Below are 20,974 nucleotides of genomic sequence, written 5' to 3'. Positions count from 1 at the left end.
CGCCGATCCTTGCCTGGCGAAACGGGCGTTTCGTCGCGACGGAGCGGAGCGTGCCGGCCGAGACGGCGGTCGCTCTGTCGGTGAACGGCTCGACCCATGCCGTGATGATGGCGACGCCCGATGATCTCGAGGACTTCGCCGTGGGCCTCGCCCTCAACGAGCGGATCGTCCGTCATCCCGACGAGATCGAGGCTCTGGAGATCGAGGAAGCGGAGGGCGGCTACGATTGCCGCTTGTGGCTCGACGCCTCGCGCGCCGCGACCTATGTCGCGCAGCGCCGTCTCATGACCGGGCCGGTCGGCTGCGGCCTGTGCGGGGCGGAAAGCCTGGAGAAGACGCGGCCGGACCTGCCCCGGCTGAGCGACCGCCTCCGCGTCGCGCCGGAGGCGATCGGCCGGGCCATGGAAGAACTCGGTGCGCGCCAAGTGCTGGGTGCCAGGACCCGCGCGGTCCATGCCGCCGCTTTCGCGAGCGCGGACGGCACGATCGAAGTGGTTCGCGAGGATGTCGGGCGGCACAACGCGCTCGACAAGGTGGCCGGCTGGCTCGCGCGCTCGCAGCGACGCGCCGGGGGCGGATTCCTGGTGATGACGAGCCGCGTCTCGGTGGAACTCGTCCAGAAGGCAGCGGTGATGGGCTGCGAGCTCATGGCCGCCGTTTCCGCGCCGACCGCGCTCGCGCTCGACAGCGCCGAGGAAGCCGGCCTTACGCTGGCCGTCGTGGCGCGCGGCGCCGATTTCGAACTGGCCAGCCATCCGCACCGCATCCGGGGCGCGGAGGCCGAAAGCTAAGCGCGGGCCATCGCCCGCGCGTTCACGATGCGGAAGGCGCGCTCAGCGTTTGCCCCATCGAGCGCAGGATGTCGGCGAGTTCAGGCTCGAGCACGGCCGCCGCCGCGTCCTCCGTGCTGAACCATTGCCGCTTGCGTTCGGCGGCCTCCGGCCATTTGGAGACGAGCTTTCTCACCTGCATCGGATAGACCTTGACGCGGCACGAGACGATTTCGCCGTTGCGCAGGGTCTTGGGATAGCGATAGGAGCCGGCCGCCTTCTTGGCGATCGAGCCTTCCACGCCGGCTTCCTCGAAAGCCTCCTGCGCGGCCGCCTGATGCGGCTGCTTGGACTTCATCGGCCAGCCCTTGGGGATCACCCAGCGGCCGGTCTCGCGCGACGTCACCAAGAGAATGCGCAGACCCGCGTCGGCGTCGTTGGAATAGGCGATCGCGCCAATCTGCCTGCGCTCTTTCATGGTCTGGGCTCTCGTTCGATGCGGCCTCTTATGAAGGCGTATTCTAATGGTGTCAGGCTGGATTTCGACGCGCCATGTTGTTCGCCACGACCCGAGGTGGGCGCTACCGGACGTTGTCGCTGTCGAGATTTCAAGGCTGCGGTTTGATCGCATGGATGCCTTATGAAGGCATATAACGATTTGAATCTGCTTTGGAAGAGGTTGCCTCTGGCTGGCGGTAAAATCTCTAACACAAACGCCGGAGTTTCGGGCCGCAAAAGATGAGGGATGCCCGCGACGATCGGTCTCGCCGGATCGGGGAACCTTGCCCCGTCTCGCGGACGAGCGTTCCGGCCGAGTTGCGTTGAACGCTCATTCAGGCGCGATGGGCTGGCCTTCGCGCCGCGCTGTTCCAGCTTTCCCTCCAGCTTTGAACAGAGTGCAGCGCGTCCCCGACGCCCATCCGAGGAGAAGACCCGATGTCGAACATCCGCTACGAAGTCGTCGAGCACGATGGCGGTTGGGCCTACAAGGTCGGCGACGTGTTTTCCGAGACGTTCCGGTCGCATGACGCGGCGCTCGCCGCCGCGCGCGACGCCTCCGCGCGTCAGGAACTGGCGGGCGAAACCGAGGGCATCGTCTATCAGGACCGCGACGGCGGCTGGCACGAGGAGATCGCGCGCGGCGACGACCGGCCCCATGCCGAGGTCGTGGATCGCGACTGACCGGAACGGCGCGAGCCGAGGCGCGACGTCTCGGCTCGATCGGAGTGAGGCTCGAACCCTCCGCCGTGGATCATCGCGGCGGGGGCTCTTCCATATGCCGAATGTCAGGATGTCGACAGGTGATGTCCTGCGTCCGGCAGCGGCCGCGCGGCGGTGGGCCCGTGCGGGGTCTTTTCCCAGTGGTGCGGCTTGTGCAGGAGTTGCAGCGCCGCGCGCATTCCGGCGAAGCTCACCATCAGCCAATAGAACCAGAGCGACCAGAGGCGCCGCAAAAGGCGGTGCTCGCTTCGCGGCGTCACGCGGCTGGCAAGGCCGATGAAGGCAGCATAGGCGAGGATGATGTTGGACACGTCGAGAAACGCCAGAAGGCCGAAGACGAGCGATGTCTGCTGGCCGGCCGCATAGGCGAGCGCTTGGGCGACGAGATGGATTCCGAAGACGACGTGCAGCAGGCTGGACGCCACCATGCCGCCGAACACGAGCTGGAACGAGAGAAGGTTGCGCCAGCCGAGATCCCGCACCAGACGGCCGGGATTGCGCATGTGAACCAGCCAGGTCTGCATCCAGCCCTTGATCCAACGGGTGCGCTGATTGCGCCAGTCGCGCCAGCGTCCCGTCGCCGTTTCCGAGGTCGGCGCGTCGATCACCCCGGTCCGGCAGCCCGCGCGGGCCAGCCGAATGCCGAGATCGGCATCCTCGGCGACATTGTGACTGTCCCACCCGCCGACATCCACGAGCGCTTCGCGGCGAAAATGGTTCGACGTGCCGCCGAGCGGAATGGGAAGGTTGTGGGCGGCGAGCCAGGGGAGGGTCGCCTTGAACAGGACGTCGTATTCCAGTGCGAAAAGCGTCTCGAACCAGCCGGCCCGCGCGTTGCGGATGGTGAGCGGGGCCTGAACGCAGGCAAGGTCCGGCGCGGCGCTGCGGAAGGTCTCGAAGGCGGCGCGCAGCTGGCGCGGGGCCGGGCGGTCCTCCGCGTCGTAGAGCACGAGGAATTCGCCGCGCGCGAGCGGCAGCGTGAAGTTCAGCGCCTTGGGTTTGGTGAGGGGATCGCTGCGGGGCGTCGCGATCACCGAGAAATTCGGCTCGCCCGCGATGGCGCGTTCCACCGCATGAACCGTCTCCGGATCGGACGCCTCGCAGACGAAGAACACTTCGAGCTTGGAGCGCGGCCAGTCGAGCGCGGCCATGGCCTCGACGATGGACGGGGCCATGTCGGCCTCGCGATGCAGGGCGACGAGCACCGAATAAACGGGCAGGCCGTCGATCTCGTCGAGTGGGTCGGGAAGGTCCGGCGGAGAAGGCCGGCTCGGCTCCTCTTCGATCGGCGGCGTTTCGGAGAGAACCGCCAGCCGGAAGGTGGTGAGCACCATGGCCGTCAGGCTGCAAAGCACATGGACCGCGTTCCAGAACCAGGGCAGGAGAGCCCAGGCGAGAACGACGGTTGTCGCGATCAGCGTTGCGACCATCGCCTGAAACGCGGTCATCACCTCGCGCGCGGACAGGTGGTTCCGGTCGGCGGCCAAGCTCAACCGGGCGCGGTCGGCGCGTTCCTGCTGGGTGAAATCGGCGCGGGCGCGGGCGATGTCGCCGCGCGTGGCGACGCAGAGCGCCGTCCGCCTCGGGCCGAGCGCCGCGATCCGCCGGGCGGTGCCGGCAAGGTCGTCGAGCGCCGGGCTGATGAAAAGCCGCGCGTCGAAGCCGAGGCCGCACCCTTTGAGGTGCCGCTGGCCGCTTTGCCACTCGCCGCGCCCGTTGCGCAGGATGGTGATGCCCGGCTCGATCCGGGCGAAGGGAAGGTCGAGCGTCCGAGCGATCGCTGCGGCGAGGCGCTCTTCCGTCAGCACCCCGCTGGCGACGAGCTCCTCGTCCACCGCGGCGCCGTGGCGGCGCGCACGGTTCGCGGTTTCGGCATAGATGTGTTCGTCGAGGCCGGCATGGGCTAGGAAGGCGTCGAGCAGCCGCGCGTCCCGGCCCTCGATGATGAGCGGATGCGCCGGCTCGATGAGGAGGTCGGCCGGCTTGCCGAGCTCTTGCCACGCGCCATACAAAGGCTCTGCCCGTGCGCCGGACCCGTCTTCCCACTCATCTGCGGACTTTGGAACCGACACGCGCCACCCCACGAGGACCCCGCCCGATGGTTTCGGAATGATGCGCTTGAAGAAACCAACCCAGAAGCGAACCCTGACGAATCTTGCGGCTCTTTGTTTATCCCTGGTTGCATTCTGGGCGGTATCTCCGGCTCAGGCGCAGTCGGCCGTCGAAACGCCGAATTTCCGCGACCAGACGCTGCGAATCACGCAGCCCGACCTTTCGGCGCGCACGCGCATTCGCTTCCTGACGGCCGTCGACTATCCGCCGTTCAACTTTCTGGACCAGCGCGGCCGGCTGACCGGCTTCCATGTCGATCTCGCGCGCGCCATCTGCGAGGAGTTGAACGTCACCGCGATCTGCCAGATCGAGGCGCGGCCCTTCGCCGATCTCGGCGCGGCACTGGAATCGGGGGAGGGCGACGCCGTCGTCGCCGGGCTCGCGATCAGCGCCGACAACCGCGCGCGCTTCGCCTTCACGCAGCCCTTCTTCCGCTATCCCGCGCGCTTTATGGTTCGGCGGGGGACGGACCTGACGCAACCTCTGCAAGGCGGGCTGGTGGGCGTCGATGTCGGTGTCGTCACCGGCAGCGCGCACGAAGCGATGCTGCGCTCCTTCTTTCCCAAGGCCAAGCCCGTTCCCTTCGACACGCTGGCGAACGCGCAGGAGGCCCTGCGCGCCGGGCGCGTGAAGGCCTTGTTCGGCGATGGGGTCGCCTCGTCCTTCTGGCTCGGCAGCGAAGCCTCGGCCGATTGCTGCGAGTTCGCGGGCGGTCCCTATCTGTCCGACCGCTTTCTCGGCGAGGGGCTGGGTATCGCGGTGCGCGGCGACGACCCGCAACTTGCCAGCGCCTTCGACTACGCGATCGGGCGCATCGTGAGGGACGGGCGCATGTCCGAACTCCTGCTTCGCTATTTTCCGATCAGCGCGTTCTGAACGCGATTTGTTGACGACGGACCGTCTGCGCCCCTAGACGGACGTCAACGCGGCGCTCGATGCGCCGCCCTGATTTCGAAGGAACTCGAACGAATGTCCGACGCGCCGCGGCCTTCCGTCTATCACGATGCCACGATCCATGCGGAGGCGCTCGGCTCCAATGCCTGGCCCTTCGAGGAAGCGCGCAAGATCGTGAAGCGGCTGGAGCGGACGGGCAAGACGGAAGCCCTGTTCGAGACCGGCTACGGCCCTTCGGGCCTGCCGCATATCGGCACGTTCGGCGAGGTCGCGCGCACCACGATGGTGCGCAACGCCTTCCGCATCCTGACGGAAGACAAGGTGCCGACGCGGCTGATCTGCTTCTCGGACGACATGGACGGGATGCGCAAGATCCCCGACAACGTGCCCGACCGCGCCGCGCTGGAGCCCTATCTCCAGAAGCCGCTGACCGACGTGCCCAATCCGTTCGGCGGCGAGGCCGAGAGCTTTGCCGAGCACAACAACGCCATGCTCTGCCGCTTCCTCGACACGTTCGGCTTCGAATACGAGTTCGCGAGCGCGACGGATTATTACCGCTCCGGCCGGTTCGACGAGGTGCTCTTGCGCGCGGCCGAGCGCTACGACGACATCATGGGCGTCATGCTGCCGACGCTCGGGCCCGAGCGTCAGGCGACCTATAGCCCCTTCCTGCCGATCTCGCCCAAGACCGGACGCGTCCTCTACGTCCCTATGAAGCATGTCGACGCCAAGGCGGGCACCGTCACCTTCCTCGACGAGGACGGCACGGAAACCACGCTGCCGGTCACGGGCGGCGCGGTGAAGCTGCAGTGGAAGCCCGATTTCGGCATGCGCTGGGCGGCGCTCGGCGTCGATTTCGAGATGTTCGGCAAGGACCACCAGACCAATGCCGGCGTCTACGACAGGATCTGCGAGATTCTCGGCGGCGAGGCGCCGGAGCATTTCGTCTACGAACTCTTCCTCGACGCCGAGGGCGCGAAGATCTCGAAGTCGAAGGGCAACGGCCTGTCGATCGAGGAATGGCTGACCTATGCCTCGCCCGAAAGCCTCGGCCTCTACATGTTCAACAAGCCGCGCGCCGCCAAGCGCCTGCATTTCGACGTGATCCCGAAGGCGGTGGAGGACTATTACGCCTTCGCCTCGGCCTTCGACCGGCAGGACGCGAAGTCCCGCCTGCAGAACCCGGTCTTCCACATCCACAATGGCGAGCCGCCGGTGAAGGGCATCGCCGTGCCCTTCGCGCTGCTTCTGAACCTCGTGTCGGCCTCGAATGCGTCGGACGCCAAGACGCTCTGGGGCTTCATCTCGCGCTATGCGCCGGGCGTCACCGCCGAGACCGATCCCGAACTCGACCGGCTCGTCGCCTATGCGCTGCGCTATTTCGAGGACTTCGTTCGCCCGACCAAGCGCTTCCGCGCGCCCGACGAGGTGGAGCGCGCCGCGCTCGAAACGCTGGAGCAGAAGCTCGGCGCGCTGGCGCCGGACGCCGACGCGGGTGCGATCCAGGATGCGGTTCTCGACGTCGCGCGGCCCATCGAGCGCTATCAGGACACCAAGAAGAAGGGCCCGGACGGCGGCCCGGGCGTGTCGCTCGAGTGGTTCTCGGCGCTCTACCAGATCCTGATCGGACAGGAGCGGGGACCGCGCTTCGGCTCCTTCGTGGCGCTCTACGGCATCGAGGAAACGCGCAAGCTGATCCGCGACGCGCTGGAAGGTCGTCTCCAGCCGCTCGCCTGACGAGACAAGGAGCGCGGCGGCGACGCCGTGCTCTTCGCTCCGCAGCGCCTCTCCTGGGGAAGGGGCGGCGCTGACCGGGCAAACGTCGCCTTACTGAACGGCGCCCTGCCGCGTCACCTCGAACTGCCAGACGCCCCGGCCGGCCTGTCTTGCGGCCTGCGCCTCGCGCTCGTAGCGGCTGCCGGGCTCGGCATTGGCCCAGCCATTGCGCACCAGCCAGTCGCCGACATCCTCTTCGCCCAGCCGGCAGGCGGTCGGCGCATCCGGCGTCGCGGCTTCGGCCGGGTCGCAGGTGAGGGTGCGCCCGCGCAGCCAGGCCCGGAATTCGGTTCTGGCCCGCACGCCGCAGGGCCAGGAGCGCGGCCCGTCGGCACAGCGCGTTTCCGGCGCGATCGGCGCGATGCCCGCGATCTGGATCGTCTCCTCGCCGGAGCGGATCGTTCCCGTGTCGAGTGCGATCGGCGCGGGAAGGCGGCGCACCTGCGGTGCGTCCGGGGTCGGGGATACCGCCGCCGTCTCGGCCGGGTCGGGTTCCGGAGCGGGTGCCGCCTCGGCGGCCCCGGCCAGTGCGACCTGCGCCGGCCGTTCGGCGATGGGAGGCTCCGCTGCGCCGCTCGCCACCGCCGGCAGGCGTTGAAGCGCGCCGTCGATCTCCACCGCGACGGGGCCGATCGTTCGCACCGGAGCGGCAGCGGCGTCCACCGTTTCCACGACGGGCGCGGATGCGGGCGCGGGCGAGGCAGTCGCGGCTGGTGTGGCGACGGGGCGGGCTTCCACGATATCCCGCTCCACGGGGCCGAGCGCTGCGGGCGGCAGAAGAAACATCCAGGCCAGAAGAAGCGCGCAGAGCCCCAGCGCGATTCGAAACGCTTGCATGTCCGTTCCTCGGTTGTACCCTTGGAAACCTAGGGCGTGCCGCCTGAAAGCCGAGTCCGGATAGGCGCCCGGATCGGGTTCAGCCGGACCGCTCACCCCCGGTCGCTGTGACGAAACGGCGGAGCCTACTGGCTGGCCCAGAGAATGCGCGCGATCCATTCGATCTCGGACGCGGCGAACTGGCGGTCGGGGAAGTCCGGATTCACGGAGGCGAGTTCCACCGTCCTAGCGGTCTGGCGCTGGAGGATTTTCACCATGACCTCGCCGTCGCGCGTCTTGGCGACGACCCGGTCGCCGCGCCGAACCGAGGCGCCGGGCGAGACGATCACGACGTCGCCCTCGCGATAGAGCGGCAGCATGGACTGGCCGGACACTTCCAGCGCATAGAGCGTCCCGTCCTGGCCGGGCAGTTCGATCTCGTCCCAGCCCTGGCCGACCGGGAAGCCGGCATCGTCGAAGAAGCCGCCGGCGCCGGCTTGCGCGAAGCCGATCAGCGGGACGGCGGCCGGCGCGCGCGCGGGCAGGGCGGCCGGAGACAGGCCGCTGCCGAGAAACGAGGAGAATTCCGAGAAGGACACGCCCGTCGCTTCCAGGATCTTGGCGATCGATTCGGTGGAGGGCCAGCGCGGACGCCCGTCGGCGGCGAAGCGCTTGGAGCGGTTGAACGTGGTCGGGTCCAGCCCCGCCCGCCGCGCCAGACCCGAAGCGGACAGCTTGCAGCGGGCGGCCAGTAGATCGATCGCGGTCCAGATGCGCTCGTGGGAAAACATGCGGATCGTCTCGGAGGGATCGAAGGAGCGGAGTGAGAGATCAAGGAATATTATCCTTGACGTTTCGACTTTTACGATCCCACGCCCGCCCTGTCGAGGGGAAGCGCACGCGAAGGGCTAGGTTTTCCACGCCCGCTTGCCGAGCTTGCGCGAAACCGGCCCGTCGGTGGCTTCTCCACAGGCAAGGCGGGAACCGTCTGGCGAAATGCGGCATTTCCGTGGGTTCGATGGCCGCGACGCGGCTGGAGTTCCTGCTGGAGACGACCATGCCTGTGCCGGGCCTGCGCTTTGCCCCGAACACGACCGAGGAAATCCGGCGCCGCGCCAGCGAACCGGGGCGCGGTCGTGACGCGCGAGGCCCGCTCGGCATTCCCTGGAAGGGCTGGAAGGACATCGCCTGGCGGCTCTGGTACTCGTTCTTCGAGGACCGGGTGATGCTGATCGCGGCCGGCGCGACCTTCTATCTCCTGCTGGCGCTGTTTCCCGCGCTCGCCGTTTTCGTGTCCTTCTACGGCATCGTGGCGGACCCGACGACGATCGCGGACCACATCGCCTATGTCGGCCAGTTCCTCCCGCGCGCGGGCACCGAAATCCTCACGTCGCAGCTCGAGAACCTCGTGACGCGCGATCCCGCCTCGCTGTCGATCGGCTTCGTCTCGGGCCTTCTCTTCTCGCTCTGGAGCGCCAACAACGGCGTGAAGACGCTGTTCGAGGCGATGAACGTCGCCTATGGCGAGCAGGAAATGCGCTCCTTCCTCAAGCTCAACGCGGTCGCCTTCCTGTTCACCATGGGCGCTGTCTTCATCGGCACGGTCATGTTCGTCTCGGTCGGCGTGGTGCCGATCCTCATGAACCTGATCGGGGCCGAGAGCCTGACGGACGAACTGATCGCCGCCGCGCGCTGGCCGATCGTCTTCGCGCTGGCGGTCGGGGGCATCAGCATGGTCTATCGCTACGGGCCGAGCCGGGCGCGGGCGCGCTGGAAATGGGTGTTCTTCGGAGCGACGCTGACCGCCGCGATCTGGCTCGCTGCCTCGATGGGTTTCTCCTGGTATCTCCAGAACTTCGCCAATTACGGCGCGACCTACGGCTCGCTCGGCGCGGTGGTCGGCTTCATGATGTGGGTCTGGCTGTCCTCGACCATCTTCATCGTCGGCGCCGAGATCAATGCCGAGATGGAGCATCAGACGGCGGTCGACACGACCGACGAGCCGGAAAAGCCGCTCGGCGTGCGCGGCGCGCGCGTCGCCGACACGATCGGCCGCAGCCTCGCCAAGGAAAAGCGCGCGGGCTGAAACGAAAAGGGGCGGCCCCGAAGAGCCGCCCCCTGATCCGGGTCCGTCTGGCGATGTCGCCTCAGGCCGCTTCCACCAAGGCCGCCGCGCCGAAGCGCGAATAGAAGCTCTCGCCCCTCTCGGCCATCTCGCGCAGGAGCGGCGTCGGGCGGAAGCGCTCGCCATGCTTGGCTTCGAGCGTCTCGCACAGGGCCACGAAGGTCTTCACGCCCATCCCGTCGATATAGGAGATGGTGCCGCCCGTATAAGGCGCGTAGCCGAAGCCTAGGATCGAGCCGACATCGGCCTCGCGCGGGTCGGTCACGACGCCTTCCTCCATCGTGCGCGCCGCTTCCAGCGCCATGGTCACGAGGAAGCGCTGCTTGAGTTCGGTGAAGTCGACCTCCTCCGGGCGCTTCTGCGGGAAGAGGTTCTTCAAGCCGGGCCAGAGATGCTTCTTGGCGGGCTTCTCCGGATAGTCGTAGAAGCCCTTGCCGCCCTTGCGGCCGATCCGGCCTTCGGCCACCAGCGCATCGACCAGCTTGAGATGGCCGGCATCGACGGCCGCTTCGCCGAGGTCCGCGATCGTGGCGCGCATGATCTTCTGGCTGAGGTCGATGGCCACTTCGTCATTGAGGGCGAGCGGGCCGACGGGCATGCCCGCGCCGCGCGCCGCGTTCTCGATCATCGCCGCCGGCACGCCCTCGATCAGCATGTCGTAGGCTTCCGACATGTAGCGAAGCACGCAGCGATTGGCGAAGAAGCCGCGCGTGTCGTTGACGACGATCGGCGTCTTCTTGATGGCCCGCACGAAGTCGAGCGCGGTGGCGAGCGCCTGCGAGCCTGTTTCCTCGCCCATGATGATCTCGGTCAGCATCATCTTCTCCACCGGCGAGAAGAAATGGATACCGATGAAACGCTGCGGATCGGGGAAGCTTTCGGCCAGACTCGTGATCGGGATGGTGGAGGTGTTGGAAGCGAAGATCGCGCCGGGCTTCATCGCCTCGGCGGCGCGCTTCGTCACCTCGGCCTTGACCTTGCGGTCCTCGAACACGGCTTCCACCACGAGATCGACGTCACCGAGCGCGGCGTAGTCGGGGGTCGCGGTGATGCGCGACAGAAGCGCCTCGGCCTCCTCCTTGGTGGCGCGGCCCTTCTTCACGAGCCCTTCCATGACGGTCGCGGAATGGGCCCGGCCCTTGTCGGCGGCCTCCTGGTCGCGGTCGAGAAGCACGACCGAAAGGCCGGCCTTGGCCGCCACATGGGCGATGCCCGCGCCCATGAAGCCGGCGCCGATCACCGCGATCTTGCCGAGCTCGGTCGGGCCGACGTCCTTGGGGCGGCGCGCGCCCTTGTTCAGCGCCTGCATGGAAACGAAGAGCGAGCGGATCATCATCGCCGCTTCGGTGGTCTGCAGAACCTCGGTGAAGTAGCGCTGCTCGACCTTCAATGCCTGGTCGATCGGCAGGAGCAGGCCTTCATAGACGCATTTCACGATGGCGCGGGCGCCCGGATAATTGTCGCTGGTCTCCTTGCGGTAGAGCGAGGCGACGGCCGGCCAGACCTGCGCGCCCGCCGGCGAATAGACCGGGCCGGAGGGCAGCTTGAAGCCCTTCTCGTCCCAGGCCTTCACCGGCTTCAGGCCGGCGCGCAGCATGTCCTTGGCTTTCTCCACCAGCTGATCGGCGGGCACGACCTCGTCGATCAGCTTCATCCCCTTGGCCTTGGCGGCCGAGAGCGTTTCGCCCTTCAGGAGCATCTGGAGCGCGGACTGCGTGTCGGTGAGGCGCGGCACGCGCTGCGTGCCGCCGGCGCCCGGGAAGATGCCGACCTTCACTTCCGGCAGGCCCATCTTGGCGCTGTCGGCGGCGACGCGGCCGTGGCAGGCCAGCGCCAGCTCGAAGCCGCCGCCCATGCAGGTGCCGTTGATCGCCGCGACATAAGGCTTGCCGGAGGTTTCCAGCTTGCGCCAGATCCGGCCCATCTCGCCGCAACGGGTGAAGAGTTCGGCGACCGCCGCGTCCTTATCCTCACGACGCTTGGCCTCGAAGGCGTCGAACATGCCGCGCAGCATCTTCAGATCGGCGCCGCCGGTGAAGGAGCCCGCCTTGCCCGAGGTGAAGACGACGCCCTTCACCGATTCGTCGGCGGCGAAGGCGTCCACCATCGCGTCGATCTCGCCCATCACCTCTTCGGTGAAGACGTTCATCGACCGGTCCGGCATGTCCCAGGTGACGACGACGATGCCCTCTTCATTCGGGCCGAGCGTGAAGTTCTTGTAGGTCATGCCTGTTTCCCGGAAAGAACGATGGAAAATGGGAGATGGATTTGGTGCACCGGCTAAGGAAGAGCCGGATGGACTTCAGGTTTTACTAAGGGACGAGCCTTAAGGTTAAAGCCGAGAAACCGCGAAACGGAGCCAGCCCCATGAGCGTCGAATGCGAAGGATGCCGGTCGGGCGAGGCGCTCGACTTCGACTTTTCCATGGCCTTTCAGCCGATCTACGATCTGCGCGAGAACCGGGTCTGGGGCTACGAGGCGCTGATCCGGGGCCTGGGCGGCGAGGGGGCCTACAGCATCCTGTCGCAGGTTCGCGCCGAGCAGAAATACCGCTTCGACCAGCGCTGCCGCGTGAAGGCGATCGAGCTCGCCTCCCGCCTCTTCCCGCGCGGCGACGATCTTCGCCTGTCGATCAACTTCCTGCCCAACGCCGTCTATGAGCCGGCGGCCTGCCTGCGCGCGACGCTTCTGGCCGCGCGCCGCCACGACTTCCCGCTCGGCGCCCTGATGTTCGAGTTCACCGAGAACGAGGAGATCGTCGACACCGGCCATCTCCAGCGCATCCTCTCCGAATATCGCCGGCAGGGCTTCATCACCGCGCTGGACGATTTCGGGGCGGGCTTTGCCGGGCTCGGGCTTCTCGTGGATTTCCAGCCCGACCTCATCAAGCTCGACATGAAGCTCGTGCGCGGCATCGACGCGAGCTATCCGCGGCAGGTCGTGGTCGCCTCGATCGCCACGGCCGCCCGGGCGCTCGGCATCGAGGTTCTCGCCGAAGGCGTCGAGACGGAAGCCGAGTTCACGATCCTGCAGGTCGCTGGCATCCATCTCTTCCAGGGCTATTACTTCGCCCGTCCCGCCTTCGAGGCCCTGCCGCATCTCAACCTCACCAGCGCCCACGCCATGGCCGCCGAACTCGGCATCCAGGTCTGCTGAACGCCTGACGCGTTCGGCCGGGCGCGGGAGGAGGCGAGGGGCGGTCACGCTCGCCCGCCTCAGACGCGTTCGATGACGGTGGCCGTGCCCATGCCGGCGCCGATGCAGAGCGTGACGAGCGCGGTCTGCTTGTCCTGACGCTCCAGCTCGTCCAGCACCGTGCCGAGGATCATCGCGCCGGTCGCGCCGAGCGGATGGCCCATGGCGATGGCGCCGCCATTGACGTTCATCACGGCCGGATCGATCTCGAAGGCCTGAAGATAGCGCAGCACCACGGCCGCGAAGGCCTCGTTCAGCTCGAAGAGGTCGATATCCGACAGCGCCATGCCGGAGCGCTCCAGAAGCTTCTTCGTCACGTCCACCGGCCCGGTCAGCATCAGGGCGGGGTCGGAGCCGATATTGGCGAAGGAGCGGATGCGCGCGCGCGGCTTCAGGCCGAGCGTTTCGCCCGCCCGCTTGGAGCCGAGAAGCACCGCGCCCGCGCCGTCCACGATCCCCGACGAGTTGCCGGCGTGGTGAACATGGGTCACGCTTTCCAGCTCGGGATGCGCCTGGATCGCCACCGCATCGTAGCCGCCCATTTCGCCATGCATGGCGAAGGAGGCGTTGAGGCTGCCGAGCGACTGCATGTCCGTGGACGGGCGCATGTGCTCGTCGCGGTCGAGGATCACGAGCCCGTTCTGGTCGCGCACGGGGACGACGGATTTGGCGAAGCGCCCGTCGCCCCAGGCTTCCGCCGCGCGGCGCTGCGATTCCACGGCATAGGCGTCCACGTCGTCGCGCGAGAAGCCGTATTTCGTGGCGATCAGATCGGCCGAAATGCCCTGCGGCATGAAATAGGCGGGAATGCCGACGGACGGGTCCATGATCCAGGCGCCGCCCGACATGCCCATGCCGACGCGCGACATGGATTCCACGCCGCCGGCGATCACGATGTCGTCGGCGCCGAAGGCGATCTTGGACGCGCCGAGATTCACCGCGTCGAGGCCGGACGCGCAGAAGCGCGAGATCTGCATGCCGGGCGCGGCGAAATCGTAGCCCGCCTCGAAGGCGGCAGCCTTGGGGATCACCGAGCCGGCTTCGCCGACCGGATCGACGCAGCCGAAGATGATGTCGTCCACCTTGGCCGTGTCGAGCCCGTTGCGCTCGCGCAGCGATTCCAGGACGCGGGCGGCGAGGCGAACGGCGGGCACCTCGTGGAGGGAGCCGTCCTTCTTGCCTCGGCCGCGCGGCGTGCGGACATGATCGTAGATATAAGCTTCGGTCATCTCAGGCTCTCTTCGGATCGTGGCCGGGGCGGTTCGGGTGGACGGGTCAGAAAGCGCCGGCATCCAGCGCCATGGTCGAGGTGGAGCCCGACGAGATGCGGGCAAGATGCGCGGCGGTTTCCGGCATCAGGCGGTCCATGAAGAAGCGCGCCGTCACGAGCTTGGCTTCCAGGAACTCCGCGTTCACGGCTCCTCCCTCGCTGAGCTTGTCGGACGCCACCTTCGCCATCTGCCCCCACATGTAGCCGAGCGCCACGAGGCCGAACAGGTGCATGTAGTCGGTCGAGGCCGCGCCGGCATTGTCGGGCTTGCCCATGGCGTTGCCCATCAGCCAGAGCGTCGCCGCCTGCAGGTCGTTCAGGCCCTTCTTCAGGCCCTTGGTGAAGGGCGCCATGCGCTCGTCGGCGCGGTGCGTCTCGCAGAAGGCGCCGACTTCGGCAAAGAAGCTCTGCACCGCCCGGCCGTTGTTCAGCGCCAGCTTGCGGCCGACGAGATCGAGCGCCTGGATGCCGTTGGCGCCCTCGTAGATCTGCGCGATGCGCGCGTCGCGCACATACTGCTCCATGCCCCATTCGGCGATATAGCCATGGCCGCCGAAGATCTGCTGCGCCATCACGGCGTTCTCGAAGCCCTTGTCAGTGAGAACGCCCTTGATCACGGGCGTCATCAGGCCGAGCCAGTCGTCGGCGGCCTCGCGCTCCTTGGCGTCTTCGCTGAGATGGAAGAGATCGCCCTTCAGCGCGGTCGAGAGGATCAGCGCGCGGCCGGCTTCGTTGACGGCGCGGATCGTCATCAGCATCCGGCGCACGTCCGGGTGCACGATGATCGGATCGGCACGCTTGTCGGGCGCCTTGGTGCCGGAGAGCGAGCGGCCCTGAAGGCGCTCGCGGGCATAGGCGACAGCGTTCTGATAGGCGACCTCGGACACCGCGAGCCCCTGAACGCCGACGCCGAGCCGCGCCTCGTTCATCATGGTGAACATGGCGCGCAGGCCCTTGTCGGCCTCGCCAACCAGCCAGCCCGTCGCCCCGTCGTAGTTCATGACGCAGGTGGCGTTGGCGTGGATGCCCATCTTCTCCTCGATCGAGCCGCAGGAGAGCGCGTTGCGCGCGCCGGGCTGGCCGGACGCGTCGGGCAGGAACTTCGGCACCACGAAGAGCGAAATGCCCTTCACGCCTTCCGGCGCGCCCTCGATGCGGGCGAGAACGAGATGGATGATGTTGTCGGAGAGGTCGTGCTCGCCGGCCGAGATGAAGATCTTCTGCCCGGTGATCTGGTAGGAGCCGTCGCCCTGAGGCACGGCCTTGGTGCGCAGGAGGCCGAGATCGGTGCCGCAATGGGGCTCCGTCAGGTTCATCGTGCCGGTCCAGATGCCCTCGACCATCTTGGGCAGATAAAGCTGCTTCTGCTCGTCCGTGCCGTGCAGTTCGAGCGCCGCGATCGCGCCGCGCGTGAGGCCCGGATACATGGCGAAGGCCATGTTGGCGGAGGAGAGATATTCGTTGACGGCGGCCGCGACCGTATGCGGCAGGCCCTGGCCGCCATAGGCGGCGTCGATCGAAAGCCCGCCCCAGCCCGCCTCGCGGAACTGCTGGTAGGCTTCGCGGAATCCCTTCGGCGTCGTCACCGAACCGTCGTCGGCGCGGTGGCAGCCCTCGCGGTCGCCCGACTGGTTCAGCGGAAAGAACACCTCCTGCGCGAAGCGCCCGGCTTCGCCGAGCACGGCTTCCACGATGTCGGGCGAGGCTTCGGCGAAAGCGGGCAGGTTGCTGTGCCGCTCCATTCCCAAGAGATCATTGAGCACGAACAGCGTATCGGCCACGGGCGCCTGGTAGACCGGCATCGCGAACCCTCCCCGGTAGAGCAACTTTGACGTTTGCGTAAACGTAAGATCGAACATAGCCAGCCTCCGCGATCCGCGCAAGCGCCCGCCGGCGATCCTTTTTTCGCTTGAGCCCGGCCAGGGGATTTGAAACAGACGGGGGAAACGGGGCAGGGCGCCTCCCGGCGCCGCGTTGCCCTGAACCGGGGAAGGCCGCCATGTTCCAGGATTTCGACGACACGTCCGACGCCACTGAAACGGCCTCGCGGGTCGAGCGCCTGCGGGCCGCGCTTCGCGAAGCGGGCGTCGACGGATTCGTGATCCCGCGCGCCGACGAGCACCAGGGCGAATACATCCCGCCTTCCGCCGACCGCTTGCGCTGGATGACCGGCTTCACCGGCTCGGCCGGCACCGCGCTGGTGCTGCCGGGCAGCGCCGCCCTCTTCGTGGACGGGCGCTACACGGTGCAGGCGCGCGCGCAGATCGACGGCGCCGTGTTCGCGCCGGAAAGCTCGGTAGACACGCCGCTCGCCACCTATCTCGGCGAGCACGCCAAGGGCCTTCGCATCGGCGTCGACCCCTGGCTGCACACGATCGCCGAGGTGAAGGCGCTCTCCAAGGCCATGGAGGCGGCGGGCGGCGCGCTCGTGCCTCTCCCGCACAATCCGGTGGATCGCATCTGGCAGTCGCGGCCGAGTGCGCCGAAGGGCCGCGTCACTCTCCAGCCCGTCGCCTATGCCGGCGTCGAGGCGGCCGAGAAGCTCGCGATCCTCCGCAAGGCGCTCGACGTCGCCAAGGCCGATGCGGTGGTGCTGACCGATCCGAGTTCGGTCGCCTGGGTCTTCAACATTCGCGGCGGCGACGTCGCCCACACGCCGCTGCCCTTGTCCTTCGCGCTGGTGCCGAACGAGGGGCGGCCAACCCTCTTCATCGACGCGGGCAAGCTCGACGCCGAGGCGCGCGCCTATCTGTCCGATCTCGTCGAGATCGAGGCGCCGGATCAGTTGGAACTGCAGCTCGCGGATTTCGCGCGCGACAAGGCGGTAATGCTCGATCCGGCCCTCGCAGCGGAGCGGCTGGCGCGGATCGTCGCGGAGGCAGGCGGCCGCGTGGTGGAGAAGGAAGACCCCGCCCGGCTGCCGCGCGCCCGCAAGAACCCGGTCGAGATCGAGGGCTCGCGCCGCGCGCATCTGCGCGATGGGGCGGCGATGGTCGCCTTCCTGTCCTGGCTCGACCGCCAGCCCGCCGGCACGATCACCGAGATCGACGCCGCGCAGAAGCTCGAAGCCATCCGCGCGGAGTTCGGCGAGCGCGACGGGATGCCGCTGCGCGATCTTTCCTTCGACACGATCTCGGCCGCCGGCCCCAACGCGGCGCTGCCGCACTACCGGGTCAACCGCGCTTCCAACCGCACGATCAGTGACGGCGAGATTTTCCTGATTGATTCCGGCGCGCAATATCAGGACGGCACCACCGATATCACCCGCACCGTGGCGGTCGGCGTGGTGCCGGACGAGGCGCGCCGGAAATTCACGCTGGTGCTCAAGGGCATGATCGCCATCGCCACGGCCCGCTTTCCCAAGGGCACGCGCGGGGTTGATCTCGACCCGCTCGCGCGCATCGCGCTCTGGCGCGCGGGCTGCGATTTCGCGCATGGCACGGGCCATGGAATCGGCTCGTTCCTGGCGGTTCACGAGGGGCCGCAATCCATCTCGCGCCGGGGCATGGCGGTCCTGGAGCCCGGCATGATCCTGTCCGACGAGCCCGGCTATTATCGGGAAGGGGCCTTCGGCATCCGCATCGAGAACCTGCTTCTCACGCTGGAGGCCGCGCCGATCGAGGGCGGCGACCTGCCGATGCATGGGTTCGAAACGCTGACCTTCGTGCCGATCGACCGCCGCCTCGTGGTGCGCTCGCTTCTGGAGCCGGGCGAGATCGAATGGCTGAATGGCTACCATGCCGAGGTCGCGGCCCGGATCGGCCCGCGCCTCGACAGCGAGGAGGATCGCCGCTGGCTCGACCTCGCGACCCGTCCTTTGCCGCTTTGACAGGGGACGCTGGCCGTCAGCGGCAGAGGCGGCGCGGGCCTGCGTTCGGCTGGAAGGTTCCGGTTTCGCGGTCGAAGGAGCGGTAGCGCGTTTCGCAATAGCGATACCATTCGCCGCTGAAGGGCGCGGGGCGGGCGCTCCCGCGCTCGATCCGCCGCACGGTTTCGGCGCGGGCGAGCGCGGCGTTCTGGTCGAAGGCGAGCGTCGCGCCCGCTTCCACGAGGGGGTCGGGACGATAGAAGCCGGGCACCGGGGGCGCGGGCGTCGCGTAGTAGAGCGGGCCGGCCACCGCAGGGCCGCCGAACTGGCCGACCGTCTTGCGATAATGAGGGCCGGTGACGATGCTCGGCACGATGGGGAAGCGCGCGTCGCGCGCATAGACCGGGCGGTTATAGGGATCGAGCCCGACGAACTCGCCGGCCGAGGCCTGCGCCGGCAGGCCGATCGATCCCGCAATCGCTCCGAAAAGCGCCACCGCCGCCAGCTTCAGTCCCCACTGCGTCTTCATGTCGCCGCCTCCCCAGCCCTTGCGTCAACCTTGTGAAAGGGAAATGCGGCGCGGGGCTCGGCGGTTCCTCCAACGAAGAACGGCCGCGCCCGGAGCAGGGCGCGGCCGTTCTCATGTCGTTGGATGCCGCTCAGCGGCACATCTGGCGCGGGCCGTTATAGGGCTGGAACGTGCCCGAACGCGCGTCGAACGAGCGGTAGCGGTTCGAGCAATAGCGGTACCATTCCGGCGTCCACGGACGCAGACCGTAGCTCGGCGCGGCATAGCGCGGCGCGACGTAGCGCGGCTGGTTGGCGCTGGCGATGGCCGCACCGACGCCGAGGCCGAGAATCGCGCCCGCGACGGCCGCGCCGCCATTGTTGTGGCGGCGATAATGGCGCGGGCCGCCGTAATAGCGCTGGCCGCCATAATAACGAGGGCCGCCATAGTAGCGAGGACCGCCGTAATAGCCGGGCCCGCCGCGATAATAGCCGCCGCCACGGTAATGGTGTCGGCCATGGCCGCCCCAATAGGGATCGGCCTTGGCGGCGCTGCCGCCCACGAGCGGGACATTGGCCGGGAGGGCGGCGGGCAGCATCGTCAGCGCAATGGCGACGGCCAAGACCTTACCCCCGAGCATTCTTGCGATGCGCATGATTCACTCCGGCTGGATTGTTCGAGTTCCTTAAAAACAAGGTCGGACCTGAACGGTTCCTGAACGGCCTCGGGACTCGGGTTCGCGCCATCATTTCCGCGTGATAACGCGGCGGAACATCGTCGTTCGGGTGACGAATGAGTGAGGTTTCAAAACGACAATTTGAGGAAAACTTCGTTTCGGAAATCTTAATCCAATTGCGTCCCCGCCCCCGAGGCGTCAAGACAGAGCGTGAAGCCGCTGCCTCCGGGGTCCCGTTCCATGACGTCACCTTTGTCCTTCCTGTTCCGGCTCGGCGGACATCGACCGGACACGGTCGGCGCCGTGGAAGGCGAAGCGCGGGCGCCGGCCCCGCCGCAGGCACAACCGCCGGCCCCGCCCGTTTGGAGAGCGCCCCCCGTGGAGACCAAACCCGCGGCAAGCGTCCTGCCGCCCCTCGACGGCATCGGCCAGCGCAACGAGATGCTGCGGGTGCGGATCGGCGAGATGTCGGAGCGCCTCGGCGAGCTGCGCACCCTGACCGACGACTTCTCGCTTCTGATCGCGCCGATCGAGACGATCGCCGGCGAACTGTCGCAGACCAAGGCGCGGGTTCTGGAGCTCGAAGCGCTCCTGTCGCAGGAAGTCGACGGCAACCAGTCGCTTCGCCGCGAGGTGGACGATCTTCTCAGCCGCAATTCGCAGGCGCTCGCCGATCTCAACGCCGCCTCGGGCCGCGTCGGCCGTCTCGAAGCGACGCTGCGCGAGAACGAGACGCTGATGGACGAGCAGCGCCTGTCGCTGCGCGAGCGCACCTCGCATGCCAATGCGCTGGAGCGCCAGCTCCTCGCCGAGGTCGAGCAGAACCAGTCGCTGTCGCTCGAAGTGAAGACGCTGCGCGCCGAAGCGCAGATTTCGGAGCAGGCCCTCAACGAGGCCGAGCGGATGCTCGCCGAAACCGAGGAGAAGCGGCAGATTCTCGACGGGGAGAACCGCCGCCTGCAGCTTCTGGCCGAGGAACAATCGGCCGAGCTCGTCGGCCTCTATGGCCGGCTGAGCGAGATCGAGCAGCAGGTCGATCAGAATCTCCAGACCATCTCCACGCTGGAAACGCAGCTCGCCTCCGAACAGGCCGCGCGCCAGCGCAGCGTCGCCCAGCACGAGGCCGATCTCGGCGCGCTGAAGACCGAGCGCGCCAATTCCACCATGAAGATCGAGACGCTGACCGCCCGGCTGGCGGCCACCGATCAGATTCTCGTGCAGGTGCGCAACCAGTTGCGCGAGCGCGAGGAAACCGTGCGCTCGGCCGACCGCGCGGTGAAGGAAGCCTCCGCCGACCGCATCACCCTGGAGCGCCGCGTCGAGAGCCTGCGCGCTGACAATGGGCGCCTGTCCACCATGCTCGGGGAGGCCGACAAGGGCCGCAACGAGATGGAAGCGCGCTGCGACATGCTGGTGAAGGCGCTGGCGGCCAAGGACGCCTCGCTCGAAAGCGTCAATGCGCGCGCGGCCAACCTGTCGGACCGCGTCGAGGCGCTGACGCTCCGCTTCGAGCAGGAGCGCATGGCGCTCGAGGTCGCTAACCGTCGTTTGATCGAGGAGTTGCAGAACGAGCGCGCCGAACGCACACTTGCCCAAGGTGCGCTCGACATCGCCCGCGAAAGTCGCTCCGCGCTGCAGCGGCAGAACGAAAGCCTGAAGCGCGCGACGCGGCTTCGCCATGGCGAGGGGGCGATCGACCTGCCGTCCGAGCCGGTCGCGCGCGAGGAGAAGCCATCCAACGTGCGCCCCTTCACGGCGCCCGACAAGAACGATTGAGCGCTTTCGGGCGTTTCGAGGACTGCG

16 protein-coding genes and 2 pseudogenes are annotated in these 20,974 nt (G+C 67.7%); 8 read left to right on the top strand and 10 right to left on the bottom strand.

Annotation, left to right across the window (positions count from 1 at the left end; genetic code table 11):
- Positions 1 to 50 precede the first annotated feature (50 nt).
- Entirely contained in the window at positions 51 to 791 is a 741-nt protein-coding gene (gene fdhD, locus B146_RS0110660; protein WP_244877424.1) for a formate dehydrogenase accessory sulfurtransferase FdhD, read from the top strand.
- Between the two features lie 22 nt (positions 792 to 813).
- On the opposite strand, the gene B146_RS0110655 is transcribed toward fdhD, so the two are convergent.
- Complete coding sequence (locus B146_RS0110655; protein ID WP_019996425.1) at positions 814 to 1,248, bottom strand: NUDIX hydrolase; 435 nt, start codon at positions 1,246 to 1,248, stop codon at positions 814 to 816.
- Between the two features lie 458 nt (positions 1,249 to 1,706).
- Here B146_RS0110655 and B146_RS0110650 point away from each other — a divergent pair, with 458 nt between their 5' ends.
- Positions 1,707 to 1,952: a DUF2188 domain-containing protein gene (locus B146_RS0110650; protein ID WP_019996424.1), complete on the top strand. Its 246-nt coding sequence runs from the start codon at positions 1,707 to 1,709 to the stop codon at positions 1,950 to 1,952.
- 104 nt (positions 1,953 to 2,056) lie between these two features.
- On the opposite strand, the gene B146_RS25710 is transcribed toward B146_RS0110650, so the two are convergent.
- Entirely contained in the window at positions 2,057 to 4,003 is a 1,947-nt protein-coding gene (locus B146_RS25710; protein WP_019996423.1) for a glycosyltransferase family 2 protein, read from the bottom strand.
- A 100-nt stretch (positions 4,004 to 4,103) separates the two neighbouring features.
- Here B146_RS25710 and B146_RS0110640 point away from each other — a divergent pair, with 100 nt between their 5' ends.
- Positions 4,104 to 4,979 (top strand): transporter substrate-binding domain-containing protein, encoded by an 876-nt coding sequence (locus tag B146_RS0110640; protein WP_407638547.1) that lies wholly within the window; start codon positions 4,104 to 4,106, stop codon positions 4,977 to 4,979.
- A gap of 93 nt (positions 4,980 to 5,072) precedes the next feature.
- Positions 5,073 to 6,734 carry a lysine--tRNA ligase gene (locus B146_RS0110635; protein ID WP_019996421.1) on the top strand — a complete coding sequence of 554 codons (1,662 nt, stop codon included), beginning with the start codon at positions 5,073 to 5,075 and terminating at the stop codon, positions 6,732 to 6,734.
- 90 nt (positions 6,735 to 6,824) lie between these two features.
- Here the strand turns inward: B146_RS0110635 and B146_RS27715 are convergent, their stop codons facing one another.
- The 3 genes and pseudogenes from B146_RS27715 to B146_RS30260 all read right to left on the bottom strand — a co-directional run.
- Positions 6,825 to 7,610, bottom strand: coding sequence for a thermonuclease family protein (locus B146_RS27715; RefSeq protein WP_019996420.1), 786 nt, complete (start codon positions 7,608 to 7,610; stop codon positions 6,825 to 6,827).
- Between the two features lie 125 nt (positions 7,611 to 7,735).
- Positions 7,736 to 8,113 (bottom strand): annotated as a pseudogene (locus tag B146_RS30265) (S24 family peptidase); the annotation flags it as partial.
- 56 nt (positions 8,114 to 8,169) lie between these two features.
- A pseudogene (locus B146_RS30260) lies at positions 8,170 to 8,380 on the bottom strand (helix-turn-helix domain-containing protein); the annotation flags it as partial.
- Between the two features lie 227 nt (positions 8,381 to 8,607).
- Between B146_RS30260 and B146_RS0110620 the strand changes: the two are divergent.
- A complete protein-coding gene (locus tag B146_RS0110620; protein ID WP_019996418.1) occupies positions 8,608 to 9,675 on the top strand; it encodes a YihY/virulence factor BrkB family protein in 1,068 nt (355 codons plus the stop codon).
- 61 nt (positions 9,676 to 9,736) lie between these two features.
- On the opposite strand, the gene B146_RS0110615 is transcribed toward B146_RS0110620, so the two are convergent.
- Positions 9,737 to 11,941 (bottom strand): FAD-dependent oxidoreductase, encoded by a 2,205-nt coding sequence (locus B146_RS0110615; protein WP_019996417.1) that lies wholly within the window; start codon positions 11,939 to 11,941, stop codon positions 9,737 to 9,739.
- A 140-nt stretch (positions 11,942 to 12,081) separates the two neighbouring features.
- On the opposite strand from B146_RS0110615, the gene B146_RS0110610 reads away from it, so the two are divergent.
- Positions 12,082 to 12,870, top strand: coding sequence for an EAL domain-containing protein (locus B146_RS0110610; RefSeq protein ID WP_019996416.1), 789 nt, complete (start codon positions 12,082 to 12,084; stop codon positions 12,868 to 12,870).
- A 59-nt stretch (positions 12,871 to 12,929) separates the two neighbouring features.
- On the opposite strand, the gene B146_RS0110605 is transcribed toward B146_RS0110610, so the two are convergent.
- Positions 12,930 to 14,138: an acetyl-CoA C-acetyltransferase gene (locus B146_RS0110605; RefSeq protein WP_019996415.1), complete on the bottom strand. Its 1,209-nt coding sequence runs from the start codon at positions 14,136 to 14,138 to the stop codon at positions 12,930 to 12,932.
- A gap of 46 nt (positions 14,139 to 14,184) precedes the next feature.
- Entirely contained in the window at positions 14,185 to 15,981 is a 1,797-nt protein-coding gene (locus B146_RS0110600; RefSeq protein WP_019996414.1) for an acyl-CoA dehydrogenase C-terminal domain-containing protein, read from the bottom strand.
- Positions 15,982 to 16,178: 197 nt separating this feature from the next.
- Between B146_RS0110600 and B146_RS0110595 the strand changes: the two genes are divergently transcribed.
- Complete coding sequence (locus B146_RS0110595) at positions 16,179 to 18,008, top strand: aminopeptidase P family protein (protein WP_019996413.1); 1,830 nt, start codon at positions 16,179 to 16,181, stop codon at positions 18,006 to 18,008.
- A 16-nt stretch (positions 18,009 to 18,024) separates the two neighbouring features.
- On the opposite strand, the gene B146_RS27710 is transcribed toward B146_RS0110595, so the two are convergent.
- Both B146_RS27710 and B146_RS25695 read right to left on the bottom strand, forming a co-directional pair.
- Entirely contained in the window at positions 18,025 to 18,516 is a 492-nt protein-coding gene (locus tag B146_RS27710; protein WP_019996412.1) for a BA14K family protein, read from the bottom strand.
- 130 nt (positions 18,517 to 18,646) lie between these two features.
- Positions 18,647 to 19,150 (bottom strand): BA14K family protein, encoded by a 504-nt coding sequence (locus tag B146_RS25695; protein WP_081630962.1) that lies wholly within the window; start codon positions 19,148 to 19,150, stop codon positions 18,647 to 18,649.
- A 399-nt stretch (positions 19,151 to 19,549) separates the two neighbouring features.
- Between B146_RS25695 and B146_RS25690 the strand changes: the two genes are divergently transcribed.
- Positions 19,550 to 20,947: a hypothetical protein gene (locus tag B146_RS25690; RefSeq protein ID WP_019996410.1), complete on the top strand. Its 1,398-nt coding sequence runs from the start codon at positions 19,550 to 19,552 to the stop codon at positions 20,945 to 20,947.
- The last annotated feature ends 27 nt before the right edge of the window (positions 20,948 to 20,974 follow it).

The organism is Aureimonas ureilytica DSM 18598 = NBRC 106430, from assembly GCF_000382705.1.
GTDB classification, from domain to species: domain Bacteria; phylum Pseudomonadota; class Alphaproteobacteria; order Rhizobiales; family Rhizobiaceae; genus Aureimonas; species Aureimonas ureilytica.
Note: the sequence above shows the minus strand (reverse complement) of the source record. Positions and strands in the feature narration are given on the sequence as shown.

Bases quoted from the DNA above. Each gene is read 5' to 3' on its own strand.
- B146_RS0110600 (WP_019996414.1), bottom strand. From the start codon at position 15,981: ATGCCGGTCTACCAGGCGCCCGTGGCCGATACGCTGTTCGTGCTCAAT.
- B146_RS0110650 (WP_019996424.1), top strand. From the start codon at position 1,707: ATGTCGAACATCCGCTACGAAGTCGTCGAGCACGATGGCGGTTGGGCC.
- B146_RS0110620 (WP_019996418.1), top strand. From the start codon at position 8,608: ATGGCCGCGACGCGGCTGGAGTTCCTGCTGGAGACGACCATGCCTGTG.
- B146_RS0110610 (WP_019996416.1), top strand. From the start codon at position 12,082: ATGAGCGTCGAATGCGAAGGATGCCGGTCGGGCGAGGCGCTCGACTTC.
- B146_RS27710 (WP_019996412.1), bottom strand. From the start codon at position 18,516: ATGAAGACGCAGTGGGGACTGAAGCTGGCGGCGGTGGCGCTTTTCGGA.
- B146_RS0110640 (WP_407638547.1), top strand. From the start codon at position 4,104: ATGCGCTTGAAGAAACCAACCCAGAAGCGAACCCTGACGAATCTTGCG.
- B146_RS0110635 (WP_019996421.1), top strand. From the start codon at position 5,073: ATGTCCGACGCGCCGCGGCCTTCCGTCTATCACGATGCCACGATCCAT.
- B146_RS0110605 (WP_019996415.1), bottom strand. From the start codon at position 14,138: ATGACCGAAGCTTATATCTACGATCATGTCCGCACGCCGCGCGGCCGA.
- B146_RS0110655 (WP_019996425.1), bottom strand. From the start codon at position 1,248: ATGAAAGAGCGCAGGCAGATTGGCGCGATCGCCTATTCCAACGACGCC.
- B146_RS0110595 (WP_019996413.1), top strand. From the start codon at position 16,179: ATGTTCCAGGATTTCGACGACACGTCCGACGCCACTGAAACGGCCTCG.
- B146_RS0110615 (WP_019996417.1), bottom strand. From the start codon at position 11,941: ATGACCTACAAGAACTTCACGCTCGGCCCGAATGAAGAGGGCATCGTC.
- B146_RS25695 (WP_081630962.1), bottom strand. From the start codon at position 19,150: ATGCGCATCGCAAGAATGCTCGGGGGTAAGGTCTTGGCCGTCGCCATT.
- B146_RS27715 (WP_019996420.1), bottom strand. From the start codon at position 7,610: ATGCAAGCGTTTCGAATCGCGCTGGGGCTCTGCGCGCTTCTTCTGGCC.